The 26,427-nt window shown below is 68.1% G+C and carries 23 protein-coding genes and 2 pseudogenes; 17 read left to right on the top strand and 8 right to left on the bottom strand.

Annotated features, from left to right (window positions below):
* Positions 1–60 precede the first annotated feature (60 nt).
* From C7443_RS03110 to xdhA, 4 genes are read right to left on the bottom strand one after another with little or no spacing between them, the layout of a single operon-like run.
* A complete protein-coding gene (locus C7443_RS03110) occupies positions 61–1,506 on the bottom strand; it encodes a cobyric acid synthase (protein WP_110017554.1) in 1,446 nt (481 codons plus the stop codon).
* Positions 1,506–2,582, bottom strand: coding sequence for a xanthine dehydrogenase accessory protein XdhC (gene xdhC, locus C7443_RS03105; protein ID WP_110017120.1), 1,077 nt, complete (start codon positions 2,580–2,582; stop codon positions 1,506–1,508). Before xdhC ends, C7443_RS03110 begins: the two co-directional genes overlap by 1 nt.
* Positions 2,579–4,918, bottom strand: a complete 2,340-nt coding sequence (xdhB, locus tag C7443_RS03100) for a xanthine dehydrogenase molybdopterin binding subunit (protein WP_110017119.1) — start codon at positions 4,916–4,918, stop codon at positions 2,579–2,581. Before xdhB ends, xdhC begins: the two co-directional genes overlap by 4 nt.
* Positions 4,915–6,408: a xanthine dehydrogenase small subunit gene (xdhA, locus tag C7443_RS03095; RefSeq protein WP_246004523.1), complete on the bottom strand. Its 1,494-nt coding sequence runs from the start codon at positions 6,406–6,408 to the stop codon at positions 4,915–4,917. Before xdhA ends, xdhB begins: the two co-directional genes overlap by 4 nt.
* A gap of 167 nt (positions 6,409–6,575) precedes the next feature.
* On the opposite strand from xdhA, the gene C7443_RS03090 reads away from it, so the two are divergent.
* The 16 genes from C7443_RS03090 (at position 6,576) to ureG (ending at position 22,213) form a co-directional block, all read left to right on the top strand.
* Positions 6,576–8,201 (top strand): diguanylate cyclase domain-containing protein, encoded by a 1,626-nt coding sequence (locus tag C7443_RS03090; RefSeq protein WP_110017117.1) that lies wholly within the window; start codon positions 6,576–6,578, stop codon positions 8,199–8,201.
* 174 nt (positions 8,202–8,375) lie between these two features.
* Positions 8,376–10,007 carry a diguanylate cyclase domain-containing protein gene (locus C7443_RS03085; RefSeq protein WP_110017116.1) on the top strand — a complete coding sequence of 544 codons (1,632 nt, stop codon included), beginning with the start codon at positions 8,376–8,378 and terminating at the stop codon, positions 10,005–10,007.
* 78 nt (positions 10,008–10,085) lie between these two features.
* Positions 10,086–11,003 (top strand): adenosylcobinamide-phosphate synthase CbiB, encoded by a 918-nt coding sequence (gene cbiB, locus C7443_RS03080; protein WP_246004522.1) that lies wholly within the window; start codon positions 10,086–10,088, stop codon positions 11,001–11,003.
* Complete coding sequence (cobD, locus tag C7443_RS03075) at positions 10,996–11,988, top strand: threonine-phosphate decarboxylase CobD (RefSeq protein ID WP_110017115.1); 993 nt, start codon at positions 10,996–10,998, stop codon at positions 11,986–11,988. The genes cbiB and cobD overlap by 8 nt, the downstream gene beginning before the upstream one ends.
* On the top strand, positions 11,985–12,893 hold the full coding sequence (locus C7443_RS03070; RefSeq protein ID WP_246004521.1) for a cobalamin-binding protein: 909 nt from the start codon (positions 11,985–11,987) through the stop codon (positions 12,891–12,893). Before cobD ends, C7443_RS03070 begins: the two co-directional genes overlap by 4 nt.
* 42 nt (positions 12,894–12,935) lie before the next feature.
* Positions 12,936–13,700, top strand: a complete 765-nt coding sequence (locus tag C7443_RS03065; RefSeq protein ID WP_110017114.1) for a ParA family protein — start codon at positions 12,936–12,938, stop codon at positions 13,698–13,700.
* Positions 13,701–13,717: 17 nt separating this feature from the next.
* Positions 13,718–14,062 (top strand): RidA family protein, encoded by a 345-nt coding sequence (locus C7443_RS03060; RefSeq protein ID WP_110017113.1) that lies wholly within the window; start codon positions 13,718–13,720, stop codon positions 14,060–14,062.
* Positions 14,062–15,777, top strand: coding sequence for a gamma-glutamyltransferase (ggt, locus tag C7443_RS03055; protein WP_110017112.1), 1,716 nt, complete (start codon positions 14,062–14,064; stop codon positions 15,775–15,777). The genes C7443_RS03060 and ggt overlap by 1 nt, the downstream gene beginning before the upstream one ends.
* Positions 15,778–15,827: 50 nt before the next feature.
* Complete coding sequence (locus tag C7443_RS03050; protein ID WP_110017111.1) at positions 15,828–16,238, top strand: YchJ family protein; 411 nt, start codon at positions 15,828–15,830, stop codon at positions 16,236–16,238.
* Positions 16,239–16,964: 726 nt separating this feature from the next.
* Positions 16,965–17,798 carry an urease accessory protein UreD gene (locus C7443_RS03045; RefSeq protein WP_246004520.1) on the top strand — a complete coding sequence of 278 codons (834 nt, stop codon included), beginning with the start codon at positions 16,965–16,967 and terminating at the stop codon, positions 17,796–17,798.
* 34 nt (positions 17,799–17,832) lie between these two features.
* Positions 17,833–18,135, top strand: a complete 303-nt coding sequence (ureA, locus tag C7443_RS03040) for an urease subunit gamma (RefSeq protein WP_110017110.1) — start codon at positions 17,833–17,835, stop codon at positions 18,133–18,135.
* A 21-nt stretch (positions 18,136–18,156) separates the two neighbouring features.
* Positions 18,157–18,462 carry an urease subunit beta gene (locus C7443_RS03035; RefSeq protein WP_110017109.1) on the top strand — a complete coding sequence of 102 codons (306 nt, stop codon included), beginning with the start codon at positions 18,157–18,159 and terminating at the stop codon, positions 18,460–18,462.
* 2 nt (positions 18,463–18,464) lie between these two features.
* Positions 18,465–20,171, top strand: a complete 1,707-nt coding sequence (gene ureC / locus C7443_RS03030) for an urease subunit alpha (protein ID WP_110017108.1) — start codon at positions 18,465–18,467, stop codon at positions 20,169–20,171.
* A 193-nt stretch (positions 20,172–20,364) separates the two neighbouring features.
* On the top strand, positions 20,365–20,883 hold the full coding sequence (gene ureE, locus C7443_RS03025) for an urease accessory protein UreE (RefSeq protein WP_110017107.1): 519 nt from the start codon (positions 20,365–20,367) through the stop codon (positions 20,881–20,883).
* A complete protein-coding gene (locus C7443_RS03020) occupies positions 20,880–21,551 on the top strand; it encodes an urease accessory protein UreF (RefSeq protein WP_110017106.1) in 672 nt (223 codons plus the stop codon). Before ureE ends, C7443_RS03020 begins: the two co-directional genes overlap by 4 nt.
* Positions 21,552–21,592: 41 nt before the next feature.
* Positions 21,593–22,213: an urease accessory protein UreG gene (gene ureG, locus C7443_RS03015; RefSeq protein ID WP_110017105.1), complete on the top strand. Its 621-nt coding sequence runs from the start codon at positions 21,593–21,595 to the stop codon at positions 22,211–22,213.
* A gap of 61 nt (positions 22,214–22,274) precedes the next feature.
* Here the strand turns inward: ureG and C7443_RS03010 are convergent, their stop codons facing one another.
* The 3 genes and pseudogenes from C7443_RS03010 to C7443_RS20590 form a co-directional block, all read right to left on the bottom strand.
* A complete protein-coding gene (locus C7443_RS03010; protein ID WP_110017104.1) occupies positions 22,275–23,480 on the bottom strand; it encodes a hypothetical protein in 1,206 nt (401 codons plus the stop codon).
* A gap of 509 nt (positions 23,481–23,989) precedes the next feature.
* Complete coding sequence (locus tag C7443_RS20340; protein ID WP_246004519.1) at positions 23,990–24,280, bottom strand: hypothetical protein; 291 nt, start codon at positions 24,278–24,280, stop codon at positions 23,990–23,992.
* A gap of 84 nt (positions 24,281–24,364) precedes the next feature.
* A pseudogene (locus C7443_RS20590) lies at positions 24,365–24,592 on the bottom strand (site-specific integrase); the annotation flags it as partial.
* A 660-nt stretch (positions 24,593–25,252) separates the two neighbouring features.
* On the opposite strand from C7443_RS20590, the gene C7443_RS03000 reads away from it, so the two are divergent.
* Positions 25,253–25,459 carry a hypothetical protein gene (locus C7443_RS03000; RefSeq protein WP_110017102.1) on the top strand — a complete coding sequence of 69 codons (207 nt, stop codon included), beginning with the start codon at positions 25,253–25,255 and terminating at the stop codon, positions 25,457–25,459.
* 765 nt (positions 25,460–26,224) lie between these two features.
* Here C7443_RS03000 and C7443_RS20045 read toward each other — a convergent pair.
* Positions 26,225–26,427 (bottom strand): annotated as a pseudogene (locus C7443_RS20045) (hypothetical protein); the annotation flags it as partial.

Here is a 26,427-nt window from a genome sequence, read left to right as displayed (position 1 = left end):
GGCTTGGTCCAGTGCTTTGGGGGCCGCAAGGCCCCCTTCGTTTGTCTGCCGCTGCCGATTTCAGTCATCCGCCAGGTCGAACCACTGCTGCAGCGTGCCCGGGCGCAGGGCTGTGGCCAGCGTGTCGGCGAGCCGTTCCAGCTGTGTTTCACGCAGGGCGTCGAGGTCGAGCGCGGCGGGGGCCTGCAGGCCGGCCCAGCGCAACAGCGCGCCGCAGGCTGCCGGCGTATCGAACAGGCCATGCACATAGCTGGCGAGAATCTGACCGTCGGCGCTCAGCGCACCGTCCGTGCGCCCGTCGAGGAAGACCGCCGCGCGATCCAGCGCCGGGCCGTGGCTGATACCGGCATGAATCTCGTAGCCGCGCACTTCGGCCTTTTCCAAACACAGTCGGCCGCTGACCCGGTGCAGCTGTTTTTCCGCGGCGAGTGTGCTGGCGCAGTCGAGCAGGCCGAGGCCGCGGCTGCTGCCGGGCTCGCCTTCCAGTCCGAGCGGGTCGTCGATGCGCGTGCCGAGCATCTGCAGGCCGCCGCACAGGCCGATCAGCCGGCCGCCGTAGCGCAGGTGGCGCTGGATCGCCGGCTCCCAGCCGCGCGCGCGCAGCGCGGCGAGGTCGGCGCGCACGCTCTTCGAGCCGGGCAGCACGATCAGATCGGCCGGCGGCACGGTGTCGCCGGGGCCGATCCAGCGAAACTCCACCTGCGGATGCAGGCGCAGTGCATCGAGGTCGGTGTGATTGGAAATGCGCGGCAGCACCGGCGCGATCACCCGCAGCTGCGGCGCCGATTTGGTCGCGCGGCTGCAGGCGATCGCGTCCTCGGCGTCGAGATGCAGGCCGTGCAGATAGGGCAGCACCGCCAGCACCGGGATGCCGGTGCGTGCTTCCAGCCAGTCGAGACCCGGCTGCAGCAGGCTGAGGTCGCCGCGGAAGCGGTTGATGATGAAGCCGCGCACGCGCGCCCGCTCACTGGCGCTCAGCAGCTCCAGTGTGCCGACGAGCTGGGCGAAGACACCGCCACGGTCGATGTCGGCGACCAGCCACACCGGGCAGTCGACGGCCTCGGCAAAGCCCATGTTGGCGATGTCGCCCGCTCGCAGATTGATTTCCGCCGGACTGCCGGCGCCCTCGACGATGATCTGCGCGTAATGGCTGGCGAGGCGCGCATGCGCCGTGAGTACCGCGTTCAGCGCCTGCGGTTTGAAGGCCTGGTAGGCACGCGCGTCCATGGTGCCGATGGCGCGGCCGTGGACGATCACCTGCGCGCCGACGTCGGTATTGGGCTTGAGCAGCACCGGGTTCATGTCGCTGTGCGCGTCGAGCCCGGCCGCCTGCGCCTGCAGCGCCTGGGCGCGGCCGATCTCGCCGCCGTCGACCGTCACCGCGCTGTTGAGCGCCATGTTCTGCGGCTTGAACGGCGCCACGCGCACGCCGCGGCGCGCCAGCAGCCGGCACAGCGCGGCGACCACGGTGCTCTTGCCGGCATCCGAGCTGGTGCCCTGGATCATCAGCGTGGCCACAGGCGTTTCCCGGGTGTGGCCGATGCCGGCGGTGCAGTGAGCGCGCTGTGCACGCGCAGCAGCTCGGCGGCGATGGCGATGGCGACCGCCACCGGGTGCTTGTCGCCGGGGGTGCCGAGCGGGCAGGCAAGGCGCTCGATCTGGGCGGCGTCGAGGCCGCGCTGGCGCAGGCGGCGTTCGAAGTTCGCCCGCTTCGAGCGTGAGCCGATCAGACCGACCAGCGGCAGATCGGCGCGCGGCAGCAGACGGCTGACCAGTTCGAGATCGAGGCTGTGGTCGTGCGTCAGCACCGCGCACAGCGTGTCCGGCGCCAGCGTGCCGACCAGCGCGTCGAGGTCGGTCGTGCTGCTGGTGCTGACGCCGCTCGGCAGCCGCTCCGGCAGGGCCTCGGGGCGGGCGTCCCACCACTCGATCGCGACGGGATAGCCACTGAGCACCTGCACCAGCGCGCGGCCGACGTGGCCGGCGCCGAACAGTGCCAGGCGCAGGCGTTGCGGCTGCAGCGGTTCGAACACATGCAGCGGCCCGTCGCCGACGCCGGTATCGACGCTGCCGTCGGCGTGTTCGATGCAGGGCCGCTGCAGGCCGCTGGCGAGCAGTTCGCGGGCGCGGCTGCAGGCGCTGCGCTGCACCGGCTCGGTGGTGTCAGGCTCGACGCCGTCCGCGCTCAGCCAGAACGGCGCCAGCGTTGCGCCGTTGGCACCGTAGGCGCGCACGGCGGGCTGCTGGGCGTCGAGTCGCGTCAGCCAGGCCGGCGCGGCGGCGAGCGGCTCGAAGGCGAGTACGGCGACGCCGCCGCAGCACTGACCGAAGGCCAGGCCGAGCGGGTAGCGGCGCACGCGGGCGCCGTGTTCAGCGCGCGTCAGCATCTGCCGGGCGTGGTGGATCGCCTCCCACTCCAGGCCGCCGCCGCCGACGGTGTCGTGCACCCAGTCGCGCCCGACCAGCATGCGCGCGCCGGGGTCGCGCGGCAGCGAGCCGCGCGCGGCGATCAGGCTGACCAGCACCGCCGGTTCGGCGAGCGTGCGCAGCGCGGTGAGCCAGTCGCTGTAGCCGTGCTTCATGGCGGACTCGCGCGCACGGCATCGAGGGCGGTGAGCACTGCCTCGGGCGTTGCCGGTGCCGACAGCGGCACGGCGACGCCGGGCGCAGCGGCGCCGATGGCGTCCTTCAGCGCCAGAAAGACCGAGATCGCCAGCATCAGCGGCGGCTCGCCGACGGCCTTCGAGCGAAAGACGGTGTCCTCGCTGTTGCCGCGGCTGGCGCGGATGGCGACGTTGAACTCGCGCGGCCAGTCGCGGCAGGTGGGGATCTTGTAGGTGCTCGGCGAGTGCGTGCGCAGGCTGCCGTCGGCGGCGTGCACCAGCTGCTCGCTGGTCAGCCAGCCCATGCCCTGTACGAAGCCGCCTTCGATCTGGCCGCGGTCGATCGCCGGGTTCAGCGAGCGGCCGACGTCGTGGAGGATGTCGACGCGGCACAGCCGGTACTCGCCGGTCAGGGTGTCGATCTCGACCTCGGACAGCGCCGCGCCGCAGGCGAAGTAGTAAAACGGCCGGCCCTGCCAGCGGCTGCGGTCGTAGTGGATTTTCGGCGTGGCGTAGAAGCCCTGCGCGGCCAGCGGCACGCGGGCGAACCAGGCAGCGTGGGCGAGTTCGGCGAAGGCGATCTCCTGCGGGCCGACGCGCACGCGGTTGCGGCGGAATTCGACCTCGCTTTCGGCGACCTGCCAGTGGCGCGCGGCGAAGGCGCACAGCCGTGCCTTGAGCTGGCGCGCGGCATCCTGCGCCGCCTTGCCGTTGAGATCGGCGCCGGAGGAGGCCGCCGTCGCCGAGGCGTTCGGCACCTTGCCGGTGTCGGCGGCGGTGACGCGGATGCGCTCGATGTCGACGCACAGCTCGCTCGCCACCACCTGCGCAACCTTGGTGTAGAGGCCCTGGCCCATCTCGGTGCCGCCGTGGTTGAGCTGCAGCGTGCCGTCGCTGTAGAGCAGCAGCAGCGCGCCGGCCTGGTTGAGCCAGGTGGCGGTGAAGGAAATGCCGAACTTCACCGGCGTCAGCGCCAGCCCGCGCTTGAGCCAGGGACTGGCGGCGTTGAAGGCGTCGACGGCGGCGCGGCGACCGGCGTAGTCGGCGCTGGCGGCGAGCTCGTCGAGCAGCGCCGGCAGGATGTTGTCCTCGACGCGCATGCCGTAGGGCGTGATGTCGCGCTCGCCGATGCCGTAGAGATTGGCGCGGCGCACCGCCAGCGCATCGAGCTGCAGGTAACGGGCGATGTCATCGAGCGTCTGTTCGATCGCCAGCATGCCCTGCGGCCCGCCGAAGCCGCGAAAGGCGGTGTTCGACTGCGTGTGCGTGCGGCAGCGGTGCGAGCGCACGCGCACCGCCGGCAGCCAGTAGGCGTTGTCGGCATGCATCATCGCGCGGTCGTTGATCGCCCCGGACAGGTCCGCCGAGTAGCCGCAGCGCGAGGCCAGCTCCAGTTCGAGGCCGAGCACGCGGCCGCTGGCGTCGAAGCCGACGCGGTAGTCGACGCGAAAGTCGTGGCGCTTGCCGGTGATCAGGAAGTCGTCGTCGCGATCCGGGCGCAGCTTCACCGGCTGCCGGCAGTGGCGCGCGGCGATCGCCGCCAGCCCGGCGAACAGCGCCGGCTGACTCTCCTTGCCGCCGAAGCCGCCGCCCATGCGCCGGCATTCGACGCTGACGTCCTTGGCGTGCACGCCGAGCGCCTGCGCCACCTTGTGCTGCACCTCGCTCGGGTGCTGCGTCGAACTCAGCACCTGCATGCAGCCGTCTTCGCGCGGGATCGCCAGCGCGATCATGCCTTCCAGATAGAACTGCTCCTGACCGCCGATGTAGAAGCGGCGGTTGAGCACGTGTGGTGCCGCGGCGATCGCCGCCGCCGCATCACCGCGCTGCATCGTCTCGCTCGGCAGCACGAACGAGCCGGCGGCGAGCGCGGCGTCGATGTCGAGCAGCGCCGGCAGCGGCTCGTAGTCGACGACCGCCAGGCGGGCGGCGCGGCGGGCGGCGTCGCGGCTGCGGGCGACGACCAGAAACAGCGGCTGGCCGCAGTAGTTGACCTCGTCGGCGGCGAGCAGCGGGTCGTCGTGCGCCGGCGTGGCGGCGAAATCGTTATCGCCGGGAATGTCGGCGGCGGTGAGTACGCAGACCACGTCGGGCTGCGCGCGCACGGCATCGAGCTGCAGAGCGCGGATGCGCGCATGCGCCTGTGTGCTCAGGCCGAGCGCCGCGTGCAGCGTGCCGCGCGGTTCCGGCAGGTCATCGGTGTACGGTGCGGCGCCGGCGACGTGCAGATGTGCGCTGTCGTGCGGCTGTGCGCTGCCGACGCGACCGCGGATGGCGTCGGCGGCGGCGGGCGGCGAGGGCAGCGGCGGGTTCATCGACAGCCTCCGGCGACGGCGCGGGTGGCGATGGCCGGCGCGGTGGTTTCGCTGAAAAAGCGCCGCAGCAGATTCGCGGCGACGCGCTGGCGGTAGGCGGCGCTGGCGCGCAGGTCATCGAGCGGCGTGTAGTCGGTGGCGAGCGCCGTGCAGGCGGCGGCGAGCGTCTGTGCCTCCCAGCGGCGGCCGCGCAGCGCGGCTTCGCAGCCGCGGGCGCGGTGCACGGTCGCCGCCATGCCGCCGCAGGCGACGCGGGCCTCGGCGATGCTGCCGGCGGCATCGAGCTGCAGGCTGAAGGCGGCGCAGACCGCGGCGATGTCCTGGTCGTAGCGCTTGGCGACCTTGTAGGCGGCGAGCTGCTGGCCGGGCTGGCGGCGCGGCACGCGGATGCGGGCGAGCAGCTCGTCGGCCTGGCGCGCCTGCCGGCGATAGCCGAGGTAGTAGTCCTCCAGTGCCAGCCAGCGCGTGCCGCGCCGCGACACCAGCTCGATCTGTGCGCCGAGCGCGATCAACACCGGCAGACCGTCGCCGATCGGTGAGCCGTTGGCGAGATTGCCGCCGAGCGTGCCGGCGTTGCGGATCGGCGGCGAGGCGAAACGCTCGGCGATCTCGGTCAGTTCCGGGTACTCGCCGAGCAGCGCCGCCCAGGCATCGCTCAGCGGCACGGCGGCACCGATCAGCAGCGCGTGCTCATCGCTGGCGAGCGCCTGCAGTTCGGCGACGCGGCCGAGGTAGATCAGCGCCGGCAGTTGGCGCAGCGCCTTGGTGAGCCACAGGCCGATGTCGGTGCCGCCGGCCAGCAGCGTGGCCTCGGGCGCGGCGGCGAGCGCGTGGCAGGCGGCGCTCAGGGTCAGCGGCGCGCAGAAGTGCTGGCCGGCGTGCGTGTAGGCGAGCGGCTGCTGCGGCGCGATGGCGTCGAGCTGCGCCAGCAGCGCGGTTTCGAAGTCGCCGGCCGCGGCCGGGCCGGGGCGGGCGAGGCCGTGCGGATCGTTGGCATCGGCCAGCGCGTGCATGCGCAGGGCGGCGTCGATGATCGGCCGGTAGCCGGTGCAGCGACACAGGTTGCCGGCCAGCGCGCGGTCGATGTCGGCGCGATCCGGCGTGCCGGCGCTCTTGAACAGCGCGAACAGGCTCATGACGAAGCCCGGCGTGCAGAAGCCGCACTGCGAGGCGTGGGTTTCGACCATCGCCTGCTGCACCGGGTGCAGGCGGCCGTCGGCCGCGGCGAGGCCGGCGGCGGTGTATACCGCCTTGCCGTCGAGGCTCGGCAGCAGGGCGATGCAGGCATTGATCGCCCGCCAGCGCAGGCCGGTGCCGGCGCGCTCGGCGAGCACCACGCTGCAGGCGCCGCAGTCGCCCTCGGCACAGCCTTCCTTGCAGGCGGTGTGGCCGAGGGTTTCGCGCAGGTATTGCAGCAGCGTCTGCGTCGGTGGCGGGCTGGCGATGTCGAGCTCGGAGCCGTCGAGCAACAGGCGGATCGTGTCGCGCATCGGAGGCATCCAGTAAAGACGATGAGATGACCTGCATCATGCCGTACCTGATGCGCCGATGTATGCGCCGCGCCGGCCTGCGGTGTCCGACACAAGATGCATCGTTGTTCTGCACAGCACTGGTCGCATACTGATCGCCCGAGGCCAGACCACTGCGGGCTTTCGTCATGAACCTGCGTCCACGCATCCTGCTGCTGACAGCTTTGCTGCTCGGCGCCCTGCTCGGGGTGATGTACTTCGCCGCGAGCCAGCGGCTGGCGGACAGCTACGCGCAGTTCGAACGGCATCTGGGCGAAAGCCATCTCGACAGCCTGCAGCAGTTGTTCGCGCACGAACTGCGCGGACTGGACTCGACCAATGGCGACTGGTCGTCCTGGGACGCGACCTGGCGCTTCGCCGCCGCTCCGGCGCAGGACTACATCGACGAGAACCTGGTCGCCGGCAGTCTGGAGCAGATCCGCGTGCACCTGTTCGTCGTCTTCGCCAGCGACGGCCGGCCGCTGCTCGCCGTGCGCAACCCCGATGCGGCGATTCCCGAAGCGACGGCCGAGCCCTTCGTGGCGATGGGGCAGGGGCGCAAGCCGAGGGCGCTGCAGTTGCCGTCAACGCTGCAGGCGCTCGACCGCCACGATCTGACGACACTCACGGCCCTGCCGGGGCTGCCGGCACTGGCCGGCGGCCAGGGGCAGCCGCTGCGTGGCGTGGTGCGGCTCGGTGCGCAGGCTTATCTGTATACGGCGCGGACCATCCTAAACAACGCCGGGCAGGGGCCGGCGCATGGTGCGCTGCTGCTGGCGCGGCGCATCGACCGGAGCCTGCTCGATGACATCGCCCGCATGAGCGGTGTGCCGCTGCAGGTACTCGATGGGCAGTCGCCATGGCCCGCGGCGGCAGGCGGGCACTGGCTCGAAGAAGATGCCGACGGGCGCGAATACGGCCACCTGCGTCTGAACGGCCCCGACGGCACCGCGGCGCTGATGCTGCGCAGTGGCCCGCTGCCGGATCTCGATGCGCAGGCCGAGGCTGCCCGGCAGTGGCTGCGCAATACCCTGCTGCTGGCCGGCGGCCTGTGCATCGCGCTGGTGCTGTGGCTGCTGGAGCGCCTGGTGCTGCGGCGCGTGGCGGCGATCGACGCCGGCGTCGCCGAGATCGAGCGCAGCCGTGACCCCGGCGCGCGGCGCATCGCCGACGGCGGCGTCGACGAGCTGGGCCGCCTCGGGCATGCGCTCAACCGCATGCTCGACACGCTGCAGGAGGCCCATCTGGAGATCATCCATGACGCGCTGCATGACGAGCTGACCGGCCTTGCCAACCGCCGCCGCGTGCTCGACGCCCTGCTCGAAGCGACCGGCGCGCGCAATGCGCAGCTGGCGCTGCTGCTGATCGACCTCGACGGTTTCAAGGCGGTCAACGACACCCTGGGCCATGCCGCCGGCGACGCCGTGCTGCGCACCGTGGCCGGCCGGCTGCGCGAGGCCACCCGGCGCAGCGATCTGCCGGCGCGCCTCGGCGGTGATGAATTCGTCGTGCTGGTGGCGACCGGCGATGCCCGTGAAGACGCACAGTGGCTGGCCCGCAAGTTCGCCCACGCCATCGCCCGTCCGGTGCCGTATGGCGCGACGCAGGCCCGTGTCACCGCCAGCATCGGCATCGCGCTGTATCCGCAGGACGGGCGCAGCGCCGAAACACTGTTCGCCGCCGCCGACGCGGCGATGTATGCCGTCAAGCGCTCCGGGCGCGACGGCTGGTGCTTTGCCTCGGAACTGGTGGAGGCCCGTTCCGACAGCGCCTGAGGCGGCGCCCGGCCGCCAGGTTCACGGCGGTTGCGGATGGCTCGCTGCTTGAGCGGTTTTCTGCACCCGGCGCGGCACAGCCGTCGTCCGTAAGAAGTGGCTGACGGCAGCCCGGTTGCCTGCAATCCGGCCCTCACCATACTGGACGGCATCGAACCCGCCGCAGGAATCGTCATGAATCTGCGCCCCCGCATCCTGCTGATGACTGCGCTGCTGCTCGGCGCGCTGCTGGCGACCATGTACTACGCCGCCAGCAGCCGTCTGGCCGGCAGTTATGCGCAGTTCGAGCAGCGCCTGGGGGAGACCCATCTCGCCGGCCTGCAGCAGTGGTTCGCCCACGAACTGCAGGGGCTGGAGGCGACCAATGGCGACTGGTCGAGCTGGAACGCGACCTGGGATTTTGCCGCCGCGCCGGCACAGCGCTATATCGACGACAACCTCGCCGTCGGCGGACTGGCGCAGCTGCGCATCCACCTGTTCGTGATCTTCGGCCGCGACGGCCGGCCGCTGCTCGGCGTGCACAATCGGCCTGCCGACGACGCCGATGTCGCGCCGGCGGCCGATGATCCAGCGTTCGTGGCGCGGGGGCGTGGCGGTGTCGCCCTGCAGCTGCGCGACGTGCTGCAGCCGTGCGGCGAGCACGAGCTGGCGCAGCTGGCGGCGCTGCCCGGACTCACGGCGCTGGCGAGCGACAGCCGCCGGCGCATGAGCGGCCTGCTGCGCCTGGGCGCGCAGGCCTATCTGTACTCGGCGCGGCCGATCCTCGACAACGCCGGGCAGGGGCCTGTGCACGGTGTGCTGCTGGTCGCCCGCCGCGTCGACCGCGCGCTGCTCGACACCCTGACGCAGATGAACAGCGTGCCGCTGCAGGCGGTCGATACGCAGCAGCCCTGGCCGGGCGGCGCCGGTGAGCACTGGCTCGAACACACCCCCGATGGTGAGCTGTTCGGCTGGTTGCGCTTCGACGGTGCCGACGGCCGTCCGGCGCTGGTGCTGCGCAGCGGTCCGCTGCCGGATCTGCGCCCGCAGGCGATCGCGGCCGAGGAGTGGTTGCGCTACACCCTGCTGCTGGCCGGCGGCGCCTGCGTGCTGCTGGTGCTGGGCCTGCTCGAACGCCTGGTGCTGCGGCGCATTGCGGCGATCGACGCCGGCGTCGCCGAGATCGAGCGCAGCCGCGATCCCGGCGCACGGCGCATCGCCGACAGCGGTCATGATGAACTGGCGCGGCTCGGCCACGCCCTCAACCGCATGCTCGACACGCTGCAGGCGGCGCATCTGGAGATCATCCGCGAGGCGCTGCACGATGAGCTGACCGGCCTCGCCAATCGCCGCCGCGTGTTCGACGCCCTGCTCGCGGCGATCGCGACGCAGGACGCCCGGCTGGCGCTGCTGCTGATCGACCTCGATGGCTTCAAAGCGGTCAATGACACCCTCGGGCATGCTGCCGGCGATACCGTGCTGCGCACGGTGGCCGGTCGGCTGCGTGCCGCCACCCGGCGCACCGATCTGCCGGCACGCCTCGGCGGCGATGAATTCGTCGTGCTGGTGGTCGCCGGCGATGCTCGTGAAGACGCGCAGTGGCTGGCGCGCAAGTTCGCCCACGCCATCGCCCGCCCGGTGCCGTATGGCGACACTTATGCCCAGGTCACCGCCAGCATCGGCATCGCGCTGTACCCACAGGACGGGCGCGATGCCGAGACGCTGTTCGCCGCTGCCGACGCAGCGCTGTATGCCGTCAAACGCGCCGGGCGCGACGGCTGGCGCTTTGCCACGGACCAGCCGGCGGCCACGCTCGACGACCGCTGAGGCGGTTTCGTGCTTGCTTCGGCCGGCGCATCGCGCCGACACTGCGCGGCTTGCCCGTTTGCCGCCCGTCATCCGCCTGTGTCCGTCAGCCTGCTCATCGCTCTCGCCGTGCCCTGTGCCCTGTGGCTCGACCGCCTGTACGGCGAACTGCCGAACCGCTGGCACCCGCTGGTCGCCTTCGGCCGCTGGGCAAATGCCTGCGAGCGCCGGCTCTACGGCCCGCGGCGCTGGCGCGGCCTGCTCGCCTGGGGGCTGGCGGTGCTGCCGCCGGTCTGGCTGGTGCACGGCCTGCTGCCGCACGGCAGCCTGCTCGCGCTGGCCGGCGGCATCGCGCTGCTCTATCTGGCGCTCGGGGCACGCAGTCTGGAGCAGCACGCACGCGCAGTGGCGGCGGCGCTCGCCGCCGATGATCTCGACGCCGCCCGCCGCGCCGTCGGCTGCATCGTCTCGCGCGATACGGCGGCGCTCGACGCCCGCGGTGTGGCGCTGGCGGCGGTCGAATCAGTGCTGGAAAACGGCGCCGATGCGATCTTCGGCGCGCTGTTCTGGTTCGTCGCCGGCGGCCCGGCGGCGGTCGTGCTCTATCGGCTGGCCAACACGCTGGATGCGATGTGGGGCTACCGCAATGCCCGCTACGCCGAGTTCGGCTGGGCGGCGGCGCGCATCGACGATCTGCTGAACTTCATTCCGGCGCGGCTGACGGCCGCGAGCTACGCGCTGCTCGGCGATCGCCCGCGTGCCTGGCGCTGCTGGCGCACGCAGGCGCCGCACTGGAAGAGCCCGAACGCCGGCCCGGTGATGGCCAGCGGCGCCGGCGCGCTCGGCCTCGCCCTCGGCGGCGGCGCGGTCTACCACGGCCGCTGGCAGGAACGCCCGCCGCTCGGTGAGGGGCGGGCGCCGGCCGCCGCCGACATCGAACGCGCGCTGGCGCTGGTGCGGCGCACGACGCTGCTGTGGGCCGCCGTCATCGTCCTTGGAGGATTCGCCCTTGCCTGAACACGGTGGCCGTCTCAATGCCGCCGCGGCGCGCTACGGCATCGCCCGCGCCGACTGGCTGGATCTGTCGACCGGCATCAATCCGCACGGCTGGTCGCCGCCGGCGCTGCCGGCCGCCTGCTGGAACCGCCTGCCCGAGCCCGACGACGGGCTCGACGCCGCGGTGCAGGCGCATTACGGCCGCGCGGCGCTGGTTACCGCCGGCTCGCAGGCGGCGATCCTGGCGCTGCCGCGCCTGCGCGCGGCGGGGCGCATCGGCATCCTCGGCCCGACCTACGCCGAGCACGCCCACGCCTGGGCGCAGGCCGGCCACACGCTGCAGACGCTCACGGTCGCGGCGCTGCCGGCGGCGCTGGAACGGCTCGATGGGCTCGTCGTGGTCAATCCGGACAACCCGAGCGCCCGCCGCCTGCCGGCGGCGACGCTGCTCGACTGGCACGCCCGCCTTGCCGCGCACGGCGGCTGGCTGCTGGTCGACGAGGCCTTCAGCGACGCCGAACCGGCCGACAGCCTGCTCGCCCACGGTGAGCGCGAGGGCCTGATCGTGCTGCGTTCGCTCGGCAAGTTCTTCGGCCTGGCCGGCGTCCGCGTTGGCTTCGTCTTCGCTGTGCCGGCGTTGCGGGCGGCGCTCGATGCGCTGCTCGGACCGTGGACCGTCGCCGGCCCGTCACGCGCGGTGGCGGCGCTGGCGCTGGCCGATCGCGACTGGCAGGCGGCGATGCGCGCGCGCCTGGCGCAGGAATCCGGCCGCCTGGTGCGCCTGCTCACGCGTCACAATCTGCAACCGCACGCCGGTACCGCGCTGTTTCAGTGGGTGGCGCATGCGGATGCCGCCAACTTCGCCGAGCGCCTCGCCCGCCGGGGTGTGCTGGTGCGCCATTTCAGCGAACCCGCCGGCCTGCGTTTCGGCCTGCCCGCCGATGAAGCCGCGCTGCGCCGGCTCGATCTGGCACTGGCCGGCGTGCGTGCGGAGCGGATGGGGTGAGGGCGCTGGCGATCAGGCACGGCCGCCGGCTGTGCGCCCTGCTCGCTGCCGTGCTCGGCTGTGGTGCGCTGGCCCACGCCGACATCGTCGTCACCGACGACACCGGCCGCCGTGTGCAGCTGGCGCAGCCGGCACGACGCATCGTGGCGACGGCGCCGCATGTCACCGAGCTGCTGTTCGCGGCCGGCGCCGGCGCGCAGGTGATCGCCGGCGTCAGTTTCAGCAACTGGCCGCCGGCGGCGGCGCAGCTGCCGAGCGTCGGCAGCTATACCGCGCTCGATCTGGAGGCGCTGCTGACGCTCAAGCCGGATCTGGTGGTGGCCTGGGACAGCGGCAATCCGGCGGCGCAGCTGGCGCAGATCGAGGCGCTGGGGATTGCGGTGTACCGCTCGGAGCCGCGCCGGCTGGAGCAGATTCCACGCGACCTCGAACGCCTCGGCGAGCTCGCCGGCACCGAGGCGACGGCGCAGGCGGCGGCGCAGGCGTTCAGTGCGCGGCTGGCGGCGCTGCGCACGGCCAATGCCGGCAAGTCGCCGGTGACGGTGTTCTACCAGGTCTGGGCGCAGCCGCTGATCACGCTCAACGGCGAGCATCTGGTCAGCCAGGTGCTGGCGCTGTGCGGCGGCGTCAACATCTTCGCCGGGCTCAAGCCGCTGGCGCCGACGGTGAGCGAAGAGGCCGTGATCGCCGCCGATCCGGAGGCGATCATCGCCAGCGGCATGGCCGAGGAGCGGCCGGAATGGCTGGCCGCCTGGCGCGCCTGGCCGCAGCTGCGTGCGGTGGCTCGCGACAATCTGTTCGTCATCCCGCCGGACATCATCCAGCGCCACGGGCCGCGGGTGCTTGACGGTGCGCAACGCGCCTGCGAGATCCTCGATACGGTACGCGCGCGCCGCGCTGGCTAGGGGCTACACTGCGCCCGTTTTGCGACAACCGGGAGACGTTTCATGCGGCGGGTGGTGTTCAATCAGAAGGGCGGCGTCGGCAAGTCGACGATCGCCTGCAATCTCGCGGCAATCAGCGCGGCCCGCGGCCGGCGCACCGTGGTCGTCGATCTCGACCCGCAGGCCAATTCCTCGCATTACCTGCTCGGCGAACGCGCCGACGGGCTGAGTTCGACGCTGGCCGATTTCTTCGACGACATGCTGGCCTTCAAGCTCAACCCGCCCGGTCCGGAGAGTTTCGCCAAGGCCACGCCGTTCACCAATCTCTACGTGATGCCGGCGCACGCACGCCTCGAAGAGCTCGGACCGAAGCTCGAATCGCGCTACAAGATGTTCAAGCTGCGCGAGGCGCTGGAGTCGATGAAGGGCTTCGACGAGATCTTCATCGACACGCCGCCGGCGGTGAACTTCTTTACCCGTTCGGCACTGATCGCCGCTGAACGCGTGCTGATTCCCTTCGATTGCGACAGCTTCTCGCGCCGTGCGCTGTATGCGCTGCTCGATACCGTCGGCGAGATGCAGTCCGATCACAACCGCGGACTGACGGTGGAGGGCATCGTCGTCAATCAGTTCCAGGCACAGGCCCGACTGCCGCGCCAGCTGGTCGAGGAGCTGCGCAGCGAGGGACTGCCGGTGCTCGATGCTTTCCTGTCGACCTCGGTGAAAATCCGCGAATCCCACGAGCGCGCACTGCCGATGCTGCACCTCGATCCGCGTCACAAGCTGACGCAGGAATTCGAGGCGCTGTACGGCCTGCTCGCCGCCTGAACCCGGGAGCCGAGACGATGCCCGAATTCCTCGAACCCGCGCTGCGCTACTCCGAGGCCGTGGTCCACGGCGACACCGTCTGGCTGTGCGGTCAGGTGCCGGAAAACCCCGATGGCGACATCACGGCGCAGACCGGCGAGGTGCTGGCGGCGATCGATCGCGTGCTGGCGCTGGCTGGCAGCACGCGGCGCCAGCTGCTGTCGGCAACGATCTATCTGCGCGACATGGCCGACTACGCCGGTATGAATGCGGTGTGGGACGCCTGGATCGCGCCTGGCCCCGGCCCGGCGCGCGCCTGCGTGCGGGCCGAGATGGCCGACCCGCGCTGGCGCGTCGAGATCCAGGCGGTCGCCGCGCGCTGATGTCGGCGTCACGGCCGCTGCTGCTGGCGCTCGCCCTGGCGCTGGGCGGCGCACCGGCCTTCGCCGCTCCGGCGCCGGAGGCCGCGAGCGGCTGGACGGCGAAGCAGGCCGTCCACCGCCGCGAATACATGGTGGTCGCCGCGCATCCGCTGGCGGTCGCCGCCGGGCAGGCGATGCTGGCACGCGGCGGCTCGGCAGTGGATGCCGCGATCGCCACGCAGCTGGTGCTCAATCTGGTCGAGCCGCAATCCTCGGGGCTCGGCGGCGGCGCCTTCCTGCTGCACTGGGATGCCGGGCGCAGGACGCTGAGCACGCTCGACGGCCGCGAGACCGCGCCGGCCGCCGTCGATGAGCGCCTGTTTCTCGATGCCGACGGCCAGCCGCTGGGCTTCATGGCGGCGGTGATCGGCGGGCGCTCGGTCGGCGTGCCGGGGACGCCGCGGCTGCTCGAAGCCGCGCACCGGCGCTGGGGCCGGCTGCCGTGGGCCGAGCTGTTCGTACCGGCGATCCGCCTGGCGCGCGAGGGGTTCATCGTCACGCCGCGGCTGGCCGGGGCGATCGCCGCCGCCGGTGACTTCGGCAACGCCGCCGCGCAGGCGTATTTCCATCACGCCGACGGCACGCCGCTGCGCGCCGGCGAGCGACTGGTGAATGCGCCGCTGGCGGCGACCCTGGAGCATCTGGCGGCGCAGGGCGCCGATGCCTACTACCGCGGCGAAATCGCCGCCGACATCGTGCGCACGGTGCAGGCAGCGGCGAATCCCGGCCGCCTCAGTGCGGCGGATCTGGCCGCCTACACGGTGCGCGAGCGCGCGCCGGTGTGTGCGCCGTATCGCCGCTGGCGCGTCTGCGGCATGGGCGCGCCGAGCTCGGGCGGCATCACGCTGCTGCAGATGCTCGGCATGCTTGAACATTTTCCGCCCGGCGACGGTTCGGTCGACGCCGTGCACCGCTACACCGAGGCCGGGCGGCTGGCCTACGCCGACCGCAACCGCTACATCGCCGATCCGGACTTCGTCAGCGTGCCGCTCGCCGGGCTGCTCGATCCGGCCTATCTGGCGGCGCGCGCAGCGCTGATCCGCCCCGAACGTTCGCTGGGTACCGCGGCGGCCGGCACGCCGCCCGGGGCGCAGGCGGCCGCCAGCGGGCGGGCGGCGGATCTGCCGTCGACTTCGCAGATTTCGATCGTCGATCGCGACGGCAATGCGGTGTCGATGACGACGACGATCGAGAACGGCTTCGGCAGCCGGCTGCTGGTCGACGGTTTCCTGCTCAACAACGAGCTGACCGATTTCTCCTTCGTGCCGAGCGTCGACGGTGTCGCCGTCGCCAACCGTGTCGAGGCGGGCAAGCGGCCGCGCTCGTCGATGGCGCCGACGCTGGTGTTCGATGCCGACGGCCGCCTGAGCCTGGTGCTCGGCTCGCCGGGCGGCAGTGCGATCATCAATTACGTGGCGAAAACCCTGCTCGGCGTGCTCGACTGCGGCCTCGATATGCAGCAGGCGATCGATCTGCCCAACCTCGGCAGCCGCAACGGCCCGACCGAGCTCGAAGCCGGGCGCGGGCTGGAAGCGCTGGGCGAGGCGCTGCGCGCGCGCGGCCACACGGTGCGCTTCGTCGAATTCAACAGCGGCACGCACGCCATCCGTCGCGTCGGTGATGGCTGGGAAGGCGGCGCCGATCCGCGCCGCGAAGGCATCGCTGCCGGCGAGTGAGCGGGCGGGCCACCCGCGCGTTCAGCCATCCGTTGTTCTGGAGGTCTCCCTTGAAACGTCCCGCCCAAGCGGCGCCGGCAGCGTGTCCCTGCGGTTCCGGTCTTGCGTATGCGCAATGTTGTGGTCCGCTGCACGCCGGTGAGCGTCGCGCGCAGAGCGCCGAAGCACTGATGCGCTCGCGTTACAGCGCCTTCGTGCAGCGCGATGCCGCCTATCTGCTCGCCAGCTGGCATCCGTCGACACGCCCGGCCGAGCTCGATCTGAGCAGCGATGCCACGCGCTGGCTCGGGCTGAAGATCATCGCCTGTGAAGCAGGTGGCACTACGGACGTGCACGGCCGGGTCGAATTCGTCGCCCGCGGCAAGCTCGGCGGCAAGGCATTCCGCCTGCACGAGCGCAGTCGCTTCGAACGTATCGAGGGGGTCTGGTATTACCTCGACGGTGAGATCGAGGACGCTTAGGCGGCGGTGAGCCTGTCCGAAAACGGTGCACGGATCAGACAAAAAAAGAGGCCGGGCAGGGAGCCCGGCCAAACCACCAAAGGAGGATAAGGAGGAGAAACATCCGAAGATGTCGAGGCCAGACTAGGTTTTATGCTGCAGTGCGTCAACGTCCCAAATCTAATGCAAAGTTGAAAAAAATTGCATTCAATCTTCACATAATTTGTTGAAGAACAATAAAAAAGGGCCGAACAAGGTTCGGCCCAAAAGGAGGAGGAGAGAAGCGACATCGTCATCCGATGTTGCGATGCAATATAGGTCTGATGCTGCGGTGCGTCAAGAAATAAGTTAGCGCTACCAAAGGTGATTTCGACAGGGTTTTTTTTGTGCTTCATTGGGCGTCACAAGGTGGTGCAGTGCACTTTTGTAGGGCACTGATGTGCGTTGCTTAACATGCTCAAACGCTTGAGCGATCTTCAGGGCCGGTCGCCACAAGGTGCGTTTTCAATGGCTTGTCGCGGACTGCGAATTGTCGGCGCGATTCGTGCTTGTCGGGCGGGGGCCGGCCCGACGGAGTGTCTGCATGGTGTGTGACTGCACTGCTATCGAGCCTGTCGATAGAAAATCATTTGATAGCGCTGTCAGATATGCATTGCTGAATATCAGCCATGCATGCTTTTCTGGCCCTGAGCCGAGTGCTGATCGACGTCGCGCCATATTCACCGTTTCCATATTGAGGAGTCTGCCGTGCAGGCCTTGATGCATGGCGCTGCCGCCGGCTGGCAGGCATCCCTGCGGCTCGGCTTTACGGCTGCGGCCATGCGCACGCAGCTCGCGCGCAACTGGCATCAGGGACCGCTGCGCGTGCAGCGGCCGTTTCATCCCGATACGGACGGCTGCTGCCACGTCTATCTGCTGCATCCGCCGGGGGGCGTCGTCGGTGGTGACGGGCTGAGCGTCGAGGTCGAACTGGAGCCGGGAGCCCGTGCCCTGCTGACGACACCTTCAGCCAATCGTTTCTATCGCAGCAATGGGCCGCATGCCGGGCAGACGCAAGTGCTGCGTGTCGCCGCCGGAGCGCGACTCGACTGGCTGCCGCAGGAAACCATCGTGTTCTCGGGCGCGCGCCTGCGTACGACGACACGCCTCGAACTGCAGGGCGATGCCGCCGCCTGCGCCTGGGAGCTGGTCTGCCTCGGCCGGCCGGCGGCCGGTGAGTCTTTCGTGCAGGGTGCGGCGCTGTGTGATTTCGAGGTCTGGCACGACGGCCTGCCATGGCTGCTGGAGCGCAATCGCTTCGAAGCCGGCCATGCGCTGCTGCAGGCGCCGTGGGGGCTGCGCGGCGGCTCGGTGATCGGTACGCTGGCGGCGACGGGCATCGATGCCGAATGGCTGGGCGAACTGCGCGGCGCGCTCGGTGAAAGCGAGCCTCTGGCGCTGACCCAGCTCGACGGCCTGCTGGTGGCCCGCTACTGCGGTGGCGACGCGCAGCAGGCGCGCGCGCTGTTTGCCGCGATCTGGCGCGCCTGGCGCGCGCGCGGCGGTACCCGGCCGGCCGATCCGCGGGTCTGGGCGACCTGAACTCCCACCCATTTTTAAAGAGGGCGCTGCACGAATGGAGCTGACACCCCGCGAGAAGGACAAGCTGCTGCTGTTCACCGCCGGCCTGCTGGCCGAGCGGCGCAAGCAGCGTGGCCTGAAGCTGAATTACCCGGAGGCGGTCGCCTACCTGTCGCTGCAGCTGGTCGAAGGCGCGCGTGACGGCATGAGCGTCGCCGAGCTGATGAGCTGGGGCCGCACGCTGCTGACCAGAGCCGAGGTCATGGACGGCGTTGCCGAGATGATCCCCGATGTGCAGATCGAGGCGACCTTCCCTGACGGCACCAAGCTGGTCACCGTCCACGATCCGATCAACTGAGCTGCCGCAGGAGCCCGCACGATGATTCCCGGCGAATATCTGATCGACGACGGCGAGATCGAGCTCGCCGCCGGCCGTGAGCGGCTGACGCTCGACGTGGCCAACAGCGGCGACCGGCCGATTCAGGTCGGCTCGCATTACCACTTCGCGGAAACCAATCCCGCGCTGAATTTCGACCGCGCCACCGCGCGCGGCATGCGTCTCGACATCCCGGCCGGCACCGCGGTGCGCTTCGAGCCGGGGCAGACGCGCACGGTGACGCTGGTCGCCTATGCCGGTGGCCGCGAGGTCTGGGGATTCCGCGGCGATGTGATGGGGGCGCTGTAACCATGGCCAGGATCAGTCGACGCGCTTATGCCGAGATGTACGGCCCGACCACCGGCGACCGCATCCGCCTCGCCGACACCGAACTGCTGATCGAGATCGAACGCGACTTCACCGTCTACGGCGACGAGGTCAAGTTCGGTGGCGGCAAGGTCATCCGCGACGGCATGGGCCAGAGCCAGATCACCAATGCCGCCGGGGCGATGGATACCGTCATCACCAACGCGGTGATCCTCGATCACTGGGGCATCGTCAAAGCCGACATCGGTCTCAAGGGCGGGCGCATCGCCGCGATCGGCAAGGCCGGCAACCCCGACGTGCAGCCGGGCGTGGACATCATCATCGGCCCCGGCACCGAGATCATCGCCGGCGAGGGTTTGATCGCCACCGCCGGCGGCATCGACTCGCACATTCATTTCATCTGCCCGCAGCAGATCGAGGAGGCGCTGATGTCCGGCGTCACCACGATGATCGGCGGCGGCACCGGCCCGGCGACCGGCACCAATGCCACCACCTGCACGCCGGGGCCCTGGCACCTGCAGCGCATGCTGCAGGCCGCCGATGGTCTGCCGATGAACCTCGGCTTCACCGGCAAAGGCAACGCCAGCCGGCCCGAGGCGCTGCGCGAGCAGGTCGAGGCCGGCGCGATCGGCCTCAAGCTGCACGAGGACTGGGGCACGACGCCGGCGGCGATCGACTGCTGCCTCGGCGTCGCCGAGGAATACGACGTGCAGGTGGCGATTCACACCGACACGCTCAATGAAGGCGGTTTCGTCGAGGACACCGTCGCCGCCTTCAAGGGCCGGGCGATCCACACCTACCACACCGAGGGCGCCGGCGGCGGTCACGCACCGGACATCATCAAGGTCTGCGGCGAGGCCAACGTGCTGCCGTCGTCGACCAATCCGACGCGGCCGTTCACCGTCAACACCGTCGATGAACACCTCGACATGCTGATGGTCTGCCATCACCTCGACCCGAGCATTCCCGAGGACGTCGCCTTCGCCGATTCGCGCATCCGCCGCGAGACCATCGCCGCCGAAGACATCCTCCACGACCTCGGCGCATTCTCGATGCTGTCCTCGGATTCGCAGGCGATGGGGCGCGTCGGCGAGGTCATCACCCGCACCTGGCAGACCGCGCACAAGATGAAGGTGCAGCGCGGGCCGCTGGCGGCCGATTCCGATCGCGCCGACAACTTCCGCGTCAAGCGCTATGTCGCCAAGTACACAATCAACCCGGCGATCACCCACGGCATCGCCCATGAGGTCGGTTCGCTCGAAGTCGGCAAGTTCGCCGACATCGTGCTGTGGCGGCCGGCGTTCTTCGGTGCCAAGGCGGCGCTGATCATCAAGGGCGGCATGATCGTCGCCGCGCCGATGGGCGACGCCAACGCCAGCATCCCGACGCCGCAGCCGGTGCACTTCCGGCCGATGTTCGGTGCCTTCGGTGGCGCGCTGGCGGCGACGTCGCTGACCTTTGTCTCGCAGGCCGCGCTCAGCAGCGGTGCGCTCGACGGGCTCGGTCTGCACAAGCGTCTGGTCGGGGTGCGCGGCACGCGTACGGTTTCGAAACGCGACCTGATTCATAATGACGCGCTGCCGCACATGGAGGTCGATCCGCAGACCTACGAGGTGCGCGCCGACGGTGAGCTGCTGGTCTGCGAAGCCGCTGCGGTGCTGCCGCTGGCACAGCGGTATTTCCTGTTCTGATGCTTGGCACACCCGCCCAGGGATGGGGCGTGGCTTGCGGATTGCAGCATTTGACGGACCGGCCGGCGTGGCCGGTCCGGGCATGGATGCACCGATAACATCCGCGATACAGCGGACATGAGAGGAGGCGGAAGTCGCCCGCGGGACACCCTCCCGCGCCTGTCCACCCCAGCACGAACCGGGGAGGCCCGCCATGAGCCTGAATATCACCGAAAAACTCGATATCACCGAGGGCGTCCACATCGACGCCACGCTGACCCTGCCGTTCGAACTGCGTCAGCGTTCGCGGCTGCTTGCCCGCCTCGACGGCGGCGAACCGGTCGGCCTGTTCCTCAGCCGCGGCAGTGTGCTGCGCGGCGGCGACCTGCTGCGTGCCAGCGACGGACGCATCGTGCAGGTGCGCGCTGCGCGCGAAGCGGTCAGCACCGTCTTCACGCCGGGCAATCTGCTGCTGGTGCGCGCTGCCTACCACCTCGGCAACCGCCACGTGCCGCTGCAGATCGGCATCGGCTGGGTGCGTTACCAGCGCGACCACGTTCTCGACATCATGGTCGAGAATCTCGGCCTGAGCGTGCTGCACGAAGACACGCCGTTCGAGCCGGAAGCCGGCGCCTACGGCGGCGGGCACCACCATCACCATGCGGCGGAAGCCCAGACTTCTGACGCGACACCGCTGGCACCGCCGGCGCTGCAGACGGCGTTCGGCGCATGAGGGCAGCGGCGCTGCTGCGGCTGCTGCAGCTGGCAAGCCCGCAGCTGCCGATCGGTGCCTTCGCCTGGTCGACCGGCCTCGAAGGTGCGGTCGAACATGGCTGGGTGCACGACGCCGCCAGCCTCAGCGACTGGCTGACGGGCGTGCTCGGTGGCCCGCTCGCCCATCAGGACCTGCCGGCGCTGCTGCGCCTGCATGCGGCCTGGAGCCGTGGTGACGAACTGGCCGTGCAGCGCTGGAACGCCTGGCTGCACGCCACCCGTGAAACCGCCGAACTGCGCGCCGAGGACCGCGCGCTCGGTCAGGCGCTGGCGCGGCTGCTGTCTTCGCTCGACATCGCCGAAGCCGCACCCTGGCGCAGTGCCGCAAGAGCTAGCTACCCGACGCTGTTCGCGCTGGCTGCGGTGCGCTGGCAGATCGATGCCGAGTCCGCGGCGCAGGCCTGGGCCTGGGCCTGGGCGGAAAACCAGTTCGTCGCCGCGACGCGGCTGTTTCCACTCGGCCAGACGGCGGTGCAGCGCCAGCTCGGCGCGCTGCTGCCGGCGATCGAGGCCGCCGTTGACTACGCTGCCGGGCTCGCCGACGCCGAGCTCGGCTTCAGCGCACCGGGGCTGGCGCTGGCCAGCGCGCGACACGAAACCCAGTACACGCGGCTGTTCCGCTCCTGAGCGCGCCGCTTTCGCTTCATCCTGCAGCCAGGAACCATCGCATGAGCAGCAAACCCACCCTGCGTGTCGGCATCGGCGGCCCCGTCGGCTCGGGCAAGACGGCACTCACCGAAGCACTGTGCAAGCGCCTGCGCGGCCGTTACAACATGGCCGTCGTCACCAACGACATTTACACCTACGAGGATGCGCAGTTTCTCACCCGCGCTGCGGCGCTGGAGCCCGAGCGCATCGTCGGCGTCGAAACCGGCGGCTGTCCGCACACGGCGATCCGCGAGGACGCCTCGGCCAATCTCGCCGCCGTCGACGGCCTCTGCGAGCGCTTCCCCGGCCTCGATCTGGTGCTGGTCGAGTCCGGTGGCGACAACCTGTCGGCGACCTTCAGCCCGGAGCTGTCCGACCTGACGCTCTACGTCATCGACGTTGCCGCCGGCGACAAGATCCCGCGCAAGGGAGGACCGGGCATCACCCGCTCCGACCTGCTGATCATCAACAAAATCGACCTCGCCCCCTACGTCGGCGCCTCGCTCGAAGTGATGGACCGCGATGCCCGCAAGATGCGCGGCGAGCGGCCGTTCGTGTTCACCAACATGAAGACCGGCGAAGGCCTCGATGCGGTCGTCGCCTTCATCGAAACGCAGGGCATGCTGCGAACCAGCGCTTGAACCGCTCGGCTGGCACGCCCGCTCCCGCGCTGCACGGGAGGGGCGTGTGCGGGGGGCAGGCTCAGCCGCTTGTGGCTGCCCGCAGCGGCCGGCGGCAGCCGTAAAGACCGATGAGCCCGACGACGAGCAGGGACCAGCCGGAAGGTTCCGGCAGCAGTTCCAGGTCCATGAAGTTGATGACCTGTGCCGTGCCGGAATACGGATTGTCGGTTTCGAATCCGTTGAGGGCGCTGAAAACGATAGGCGTGTTCGAAACCAGGATGCCGGGGAGTGCGTCATTCCTGCCGTCGGTGAAGTCGAACATGTCGAAAATGTCGACCAGGGGCAGCGCATTCATCCATTCAAACAGGTCGATGGATACGAACAGGTCCTGACCGTCGCTGGCCAATACCGGCATCAGCACTCTCGCGATGTCCGGGAACAGCTGCATACCCGTCCCCAGCTCCAGTTTGCTCAAACCAAGATCGTCGCCGGCGACGAATGCCATGGTCGTCTGTGTCGTGTGCCGCCCTTCAAACGTACTGGTGAAGTCGGTGGGAAAGAGTTCGCCATTCTGGGGCAGCAGGCCTTTTTGCGTTCCGCCCGGAGTCACCGGCGTTTGCGGCAGCACGGATGTGGATGTTGCGTCCTCATAGCCGGCAGAAACCGACAGCTTGCCGGGTGTCGTGGTTTCAAACGAATGCTGTACCGAAGGGGTGGGGCCCAAGTGCTTGACGTCGATATTGACTTCATAACTTAGAATTTCATCTTGAACGAACGTGTGGTGCTCCGTTGCGGCCAGGGCGGTCACTACCAGAACATCTTTATGCGAACCGTGGGCCTTGGGCGGTTTGGGTATCGCTTTTTTAACCGAATTATTATTTGCCTTGTCGGCGTCCAGCGTGATGCGGAAGGCAATCGGGGTTCCTGCACCATCACCGTGTCCCGTCGGGGATTTTACGTGCTGGACAGTGCCCGTAACGACCAGTTTGTCATTCGGGTCCAGAAAGCTGGGTTTTTCGATTTCAGAAAAATTGATGTCATAGTCCCAGAAGCCACTCGGCGAAACTCCATTCTGATTGTGTGTGAAGTTCGCTGTGATCGGATCGGAGTCTGAAGCCAGAATAGTGAATTGCTCTTGCGCATCGACAGAGATCCTGAATTTCAGGTCTGCCGCGACCGGACCGGCCATGACCATGCTGCAGAAACAGTAGAAAATGAAGCCAGAAAGCCCTGTTATCGCTGTCCGCGTCCGTGACGACGCAGGCAGGTCGGATTCTTTGATCATCACACACCTCCACCCTCCAGCTCTCGCGTGTCCATCGATGGTTTGAAATGACCCGCGCGAGTTATGCATGGGCCGCGTTCGTGCGCGAATGTGTGGCGGTTGGCAGCGCTGTTTTTCAGAGCACTGAATTGATCGATACCCACATTCATATGCTTGGTCGTTTCACACGGTGGCGGCTGGTTTTTTAGTCGGTTCGGTGGCCTCTCTGTTGGTCGGTGATTACGCGAAATCTAGTGTTTGGTTGCTGCTGCACAAGGCTGGTCGTAAGGGTTTGTGAAGATTTTTTTGTGTGTAGTGTCTGACTAATTACATCTGTATGTTGTTATGGCTTTGGAGTGGTATTGCTTTTGCAAAACATAGAATCAGATTAAATGATTATTCCTGAATGCGTCATTGGCAGTTGTCGCATGGTTTAAACTATTTCAGTTTTTCATTGCACAGCGTATTGCAGCAGGCATTAAAAAGCCCCCGGGACCGGCGTCCGCGGGGGCTTTGTCATTCAGGCGCGTTCAGGCCGCGTGGGCGGAATTCCCGCTGTCGAGCCGGCGCAGGCCCTCGTAGAGCACGGTGGCGACGTAGAAGGCGCCAAGCACCAGCGTCAGCAGTGTGAAGGCCGGGTGCAGCACGCCGTACGGGGCGAGCCAGCCGCTGAGTGCGAGGCCGGCCAGGCTCAGGCCGACGACGATGCGTGCCGGCGCGAACGGTCGCCGCGACGGCCAGCCGATCACCAGCAGCAGCGCGCCGATGCCGAACACCTCGTGGGCGAGGCTGGCGCCCGGCAACCGCTGGGCTTCGGTCACAGTCAGCACCGTTGGCAAGCGCTGTGGCTTCTTCGCCCGCGGTGATGTCATCGAGCTACGGCAGGTCGATAAATCCAGTATCTCCCGGTAAAGGAGCAGTAGGGCTGCCAACACCCGGTTCTGCGTATTGGCGGCCACGTGACGCTCCACCGCGAGCCACGAAAGGAATGCCTCGACTTCATTTACACCTATATCGTGTGAATGACGCTTGTTACGAAAGAGGATGAGGCGACGAATCCAGCCGACATGGGCTTTTCGGTGCGCAGCTAATAATGTTTTGTGCGAAGCTTTTGTTGATTGTTGGCAGGTTATGCGACATGCGGTACGGTTTATCCGACATTTTTATCGTCTAAAATGAGTTGGGCTTCAGGAGGGGGCAGTGGCTTATCAGTTCCAAATTTCGGCAAATATACTTAGCTGGCCACGCGCGTGTGCTTGTTGCACTCGCACTGCTGACACGCATATTCGTGCAACCGCCTCCCGAACTACGGGGAAACGAGTGCAGCATACAATCACTTCTTGGTGGGATGTTCCATATTGCTCTGCATGTATTGCGCATAAAACGAAATTTGATTCCGCAGGCAATTGGCTAACCGCTGGACTCATAGGCGGCGTTGCAGTATGGGTTATCCTCGGATTCGCTTCTAGTAGCGGCACGGTAGGCTTTGTTTGTGGCTTATTCCTGTTTCTTGCAAGCCTATGGGCTTATCATAGCACCAAAAAGGCTGCGTTCGGCATGATGCGCCATGAATGTTCCACTCCAAGTTGCGCCGTGCGTTACATCGAGTGGCATGGCACCTTTCACACATTCATTTTCTGCAACCAGTCTTATCTTGATGCTTTTCTCGCAGCCAACAGCCGAAAAACGAGATCGGACGTCAGACGAGTATGAGCCCTAAAAAGCTCATTCAAGCCGATGCTGCTTCGCGGCGCGGCTTAACTCAGGCGTTAGGTTTAAGAATGCTGAGCTGAATGACCACCAAGGTAGATCTTGAGCGCTACTGCGAGCTTCTTAGGCAGCTTGTATACGCGGCACACGAGCTTCCAGCCAGCGTCCTATATGGCGCCGATGGCGCAACTCCCGCCGAATGTATGGAGTGGATGCAGGATCTGCTCGAATTCGAGCAATTTTCTAAATCGCGTGGCAAATCGCACGATGTTTTTATCGAAGAATGCTGATGGTCTTTTGAGCGCTATTCCCATTGCCTTGGTCGGCAAAGGCATTTCAGTAGCTATGAGCAATATACAATTGAGCGGCATGGGTCTCTAAAGGTGTCCCCTGATTTGTGTTCCAAGGTCTGGTTATTATATCCTTGGCACGTGCTTAACCCGTGTCTTGCAGCGGACCGCCTGCGGCGGTCCCTGAAGTACAAACGTTGTACCGCGTTGGAGGTTTAGTGCACTTAGGCCGATAGGGGTAACAGGTGTAGGGGGTTTCCCTTGGACGATTGTTGGCTCCATAGCCCTTCTGCTTTTCTTGCTGCGCTACTTGTCTCACATGCTGGCTCCATCGGCCGGCAACAGCACTAAGGAGGTGTCTATGGCTAAAACATTAACTGCTCGTGTTTGCATGTTCTTCAGTTCCGCAATTGAAACCGTGTGGGCCATTGGAGCTAGCAGCGTTGTTGAGCACCTGTCTGCCTAAGTGCATTGGCAGCGGCATAACAAGTCATTCAAGCCGAAGCCGCTTCGCGGCTCGGCTTAATTTAATCGTTAGGACGCTAATCGGAGCTACGTCGTATCACTGTTAGCATTTTGAAGAATCAGGGAGATTTCACGAGGATCACGGTAATCCTCTTGGCATTCACTCTGCCCGAACCAAAGCAGAAGTACAGCTAACGCTCCAGGCGGGAATTGTTCTTATGCAGTGAAAAGCGATTCTTCCGTGGTGACTAAAAAGCCCCCGGGACCGGCGTCCGCGGGGGCTTTGTCATTCAGGCGCGTTCAGGCCGCGTGGGCGGAATTCCCGCTGTCGAGCCGGCGCAGGCCCTCGTAGAGCACGGTGGCGACGTAGAAGGCGCCAAGCACCAGCGTCAGCAGTGTGAAGGCCGGGTGCAGCACGCCGTACGGGGCGAGCCAGCCGCTGAGTGCGAGGCCGGCCAGGCTCAGGCCGACGACGATGCGTGCCGGCGCGAACGGTCGCCGTG

The organism is Plasticicumulans acidivorans, from assembly GCF_003182095.1.
Taxonomy (GTDB): domain Bacteria; phylum Pseudomonadota; class Gammaproteobacteria; order Competibacterales; family Competibacteraceae; genus Plasticicumulans; species Plasticicumulans acidivorans.
The sequence above is the reverse complement of the archived record's forward strand: the minus strand, read 5'-3'. Positions and strand labels throughout refer to the sequence as shown.

Excerpts from the sequence above, each read along its gene's own strand:
- C7443_RS03110 (WP_110017554.1), bottom strand. The coding sequence starts at position 1,506 with ATGATCCAGGGCACCAGCTCGGATGCCGGCAAGAGCACCGTGGTCGCC.
- xdhC (WP_110017120.1), bottom strand. The coding sequence starts at position 2,582 with ATGAAGCACGGCTACAGCGACTGGCTCACCGCGCTGCGCACGCTCGCC.
- xdhB (WP_110017119.1), bottom strand. The coding sequence starts at position 4,918 with ATGAACCCGCCGCTGCCCTCGCCGCCCGCCGCCGCCGACGCCATCCGC.
- xdhA (WP_246004523.1), bottom strand. The coding sequence starts at position 6,408 with ATGCGCGACACGATCCGCCTGTTGCTCGACGGCTCCGAGCTCGACATC.
- C7443_RS03090 (WP_110017117.1), top strand. The coding sequence starts at position 6,576 with ATGAACCTGCGTCCACGCATCCTGCTGCTGACAGCTTTGCTGCTCGGC.
- C7443_RS03085 (WP_110017116.1), top strand. The coding sequence starts at position 8,376 with ATGAATCTGCGCCCCCGCATCCTGCTGATGACTGCGCTGCTGCTCGGC.
- C7443_RS03065 (WP_110017114.1), top strand. The coding sequence starts at position 12,936 with ATGCGGCGGGTGGTGTTCAATCAGAAGGGCGGCGTCGGCAAGTCGACG.
- C7443_RS03060 (WP_110017113.1), top strand. The coding sequence starts at position 13,718 with ATGCCCGAATTCCTCGAACCCGCGCTGCGCTACTCCGAGGCCGTGGTC.
- ggt (WP_110017112.1), top strand. The coding sequence starts at position 14,062 with ATGTCGGCGTCACGGCCGCTGCTGCTGGCGCTCGCCCTGGCGCTGGGC.
- ureA (WP_110017110.1), top strand. The coding sequence starts at position 17,833 with ATGGAGCTGACACCCCGCGAGAAGGACAAGCTGCTGCTGTTCACCGCC.
- C7443_RS03035 (WP_110017109.1), top strand. The coding sequence starts at position 18,157 with ATGATTCCCGGCGAATATCTGATCGACGACGGCGAGATCGAGCTCGCC.
- ureC (WP_110017108.1), top strand. The coding sequence starts at position 18,465 with ATGGCCAGGATCAGTCGACGCGCTTATGCCGAGATGTACGGCCCGACC.
- ureE (WP_110017107.1), top strand. The coding sequence starts at position 20,365 with ATGAGCCTGAATATCACCGAAAAACTCGATATCACCGAGGGCGTCCAC.
- C7443_RS03020 (WP_110017106.1), top strand. The coding sequence starts at position 20,880 with ATGAGGGCAGCGGCGCTGCTGCGGCTGCTGCAGCTGGCAAGCCCGCAG.
- ureG (WP_110017105.1), top strand. The coding sequence starts at position 21,593 with ATGAGCAGCAAACCCACCCTGCGTGTCGGCATCGGCGGCCCCGTCGGC.
- C7443_RS03010 (WP_110017104.1), bottom strand. The coding sequence starts at position 23,480 with ATGATCAAAGAATCCGACCTGCCTGCGTCGTCACGGACGCGGACAGCG.
- C7443_RS03000 (WP_110017102.1), top strand. The coding sequence starts at position 25,253 with ATGACCACCAAGGTAGATCTTGAGCGCTACTGCGAGCTTCTTAGGCAG.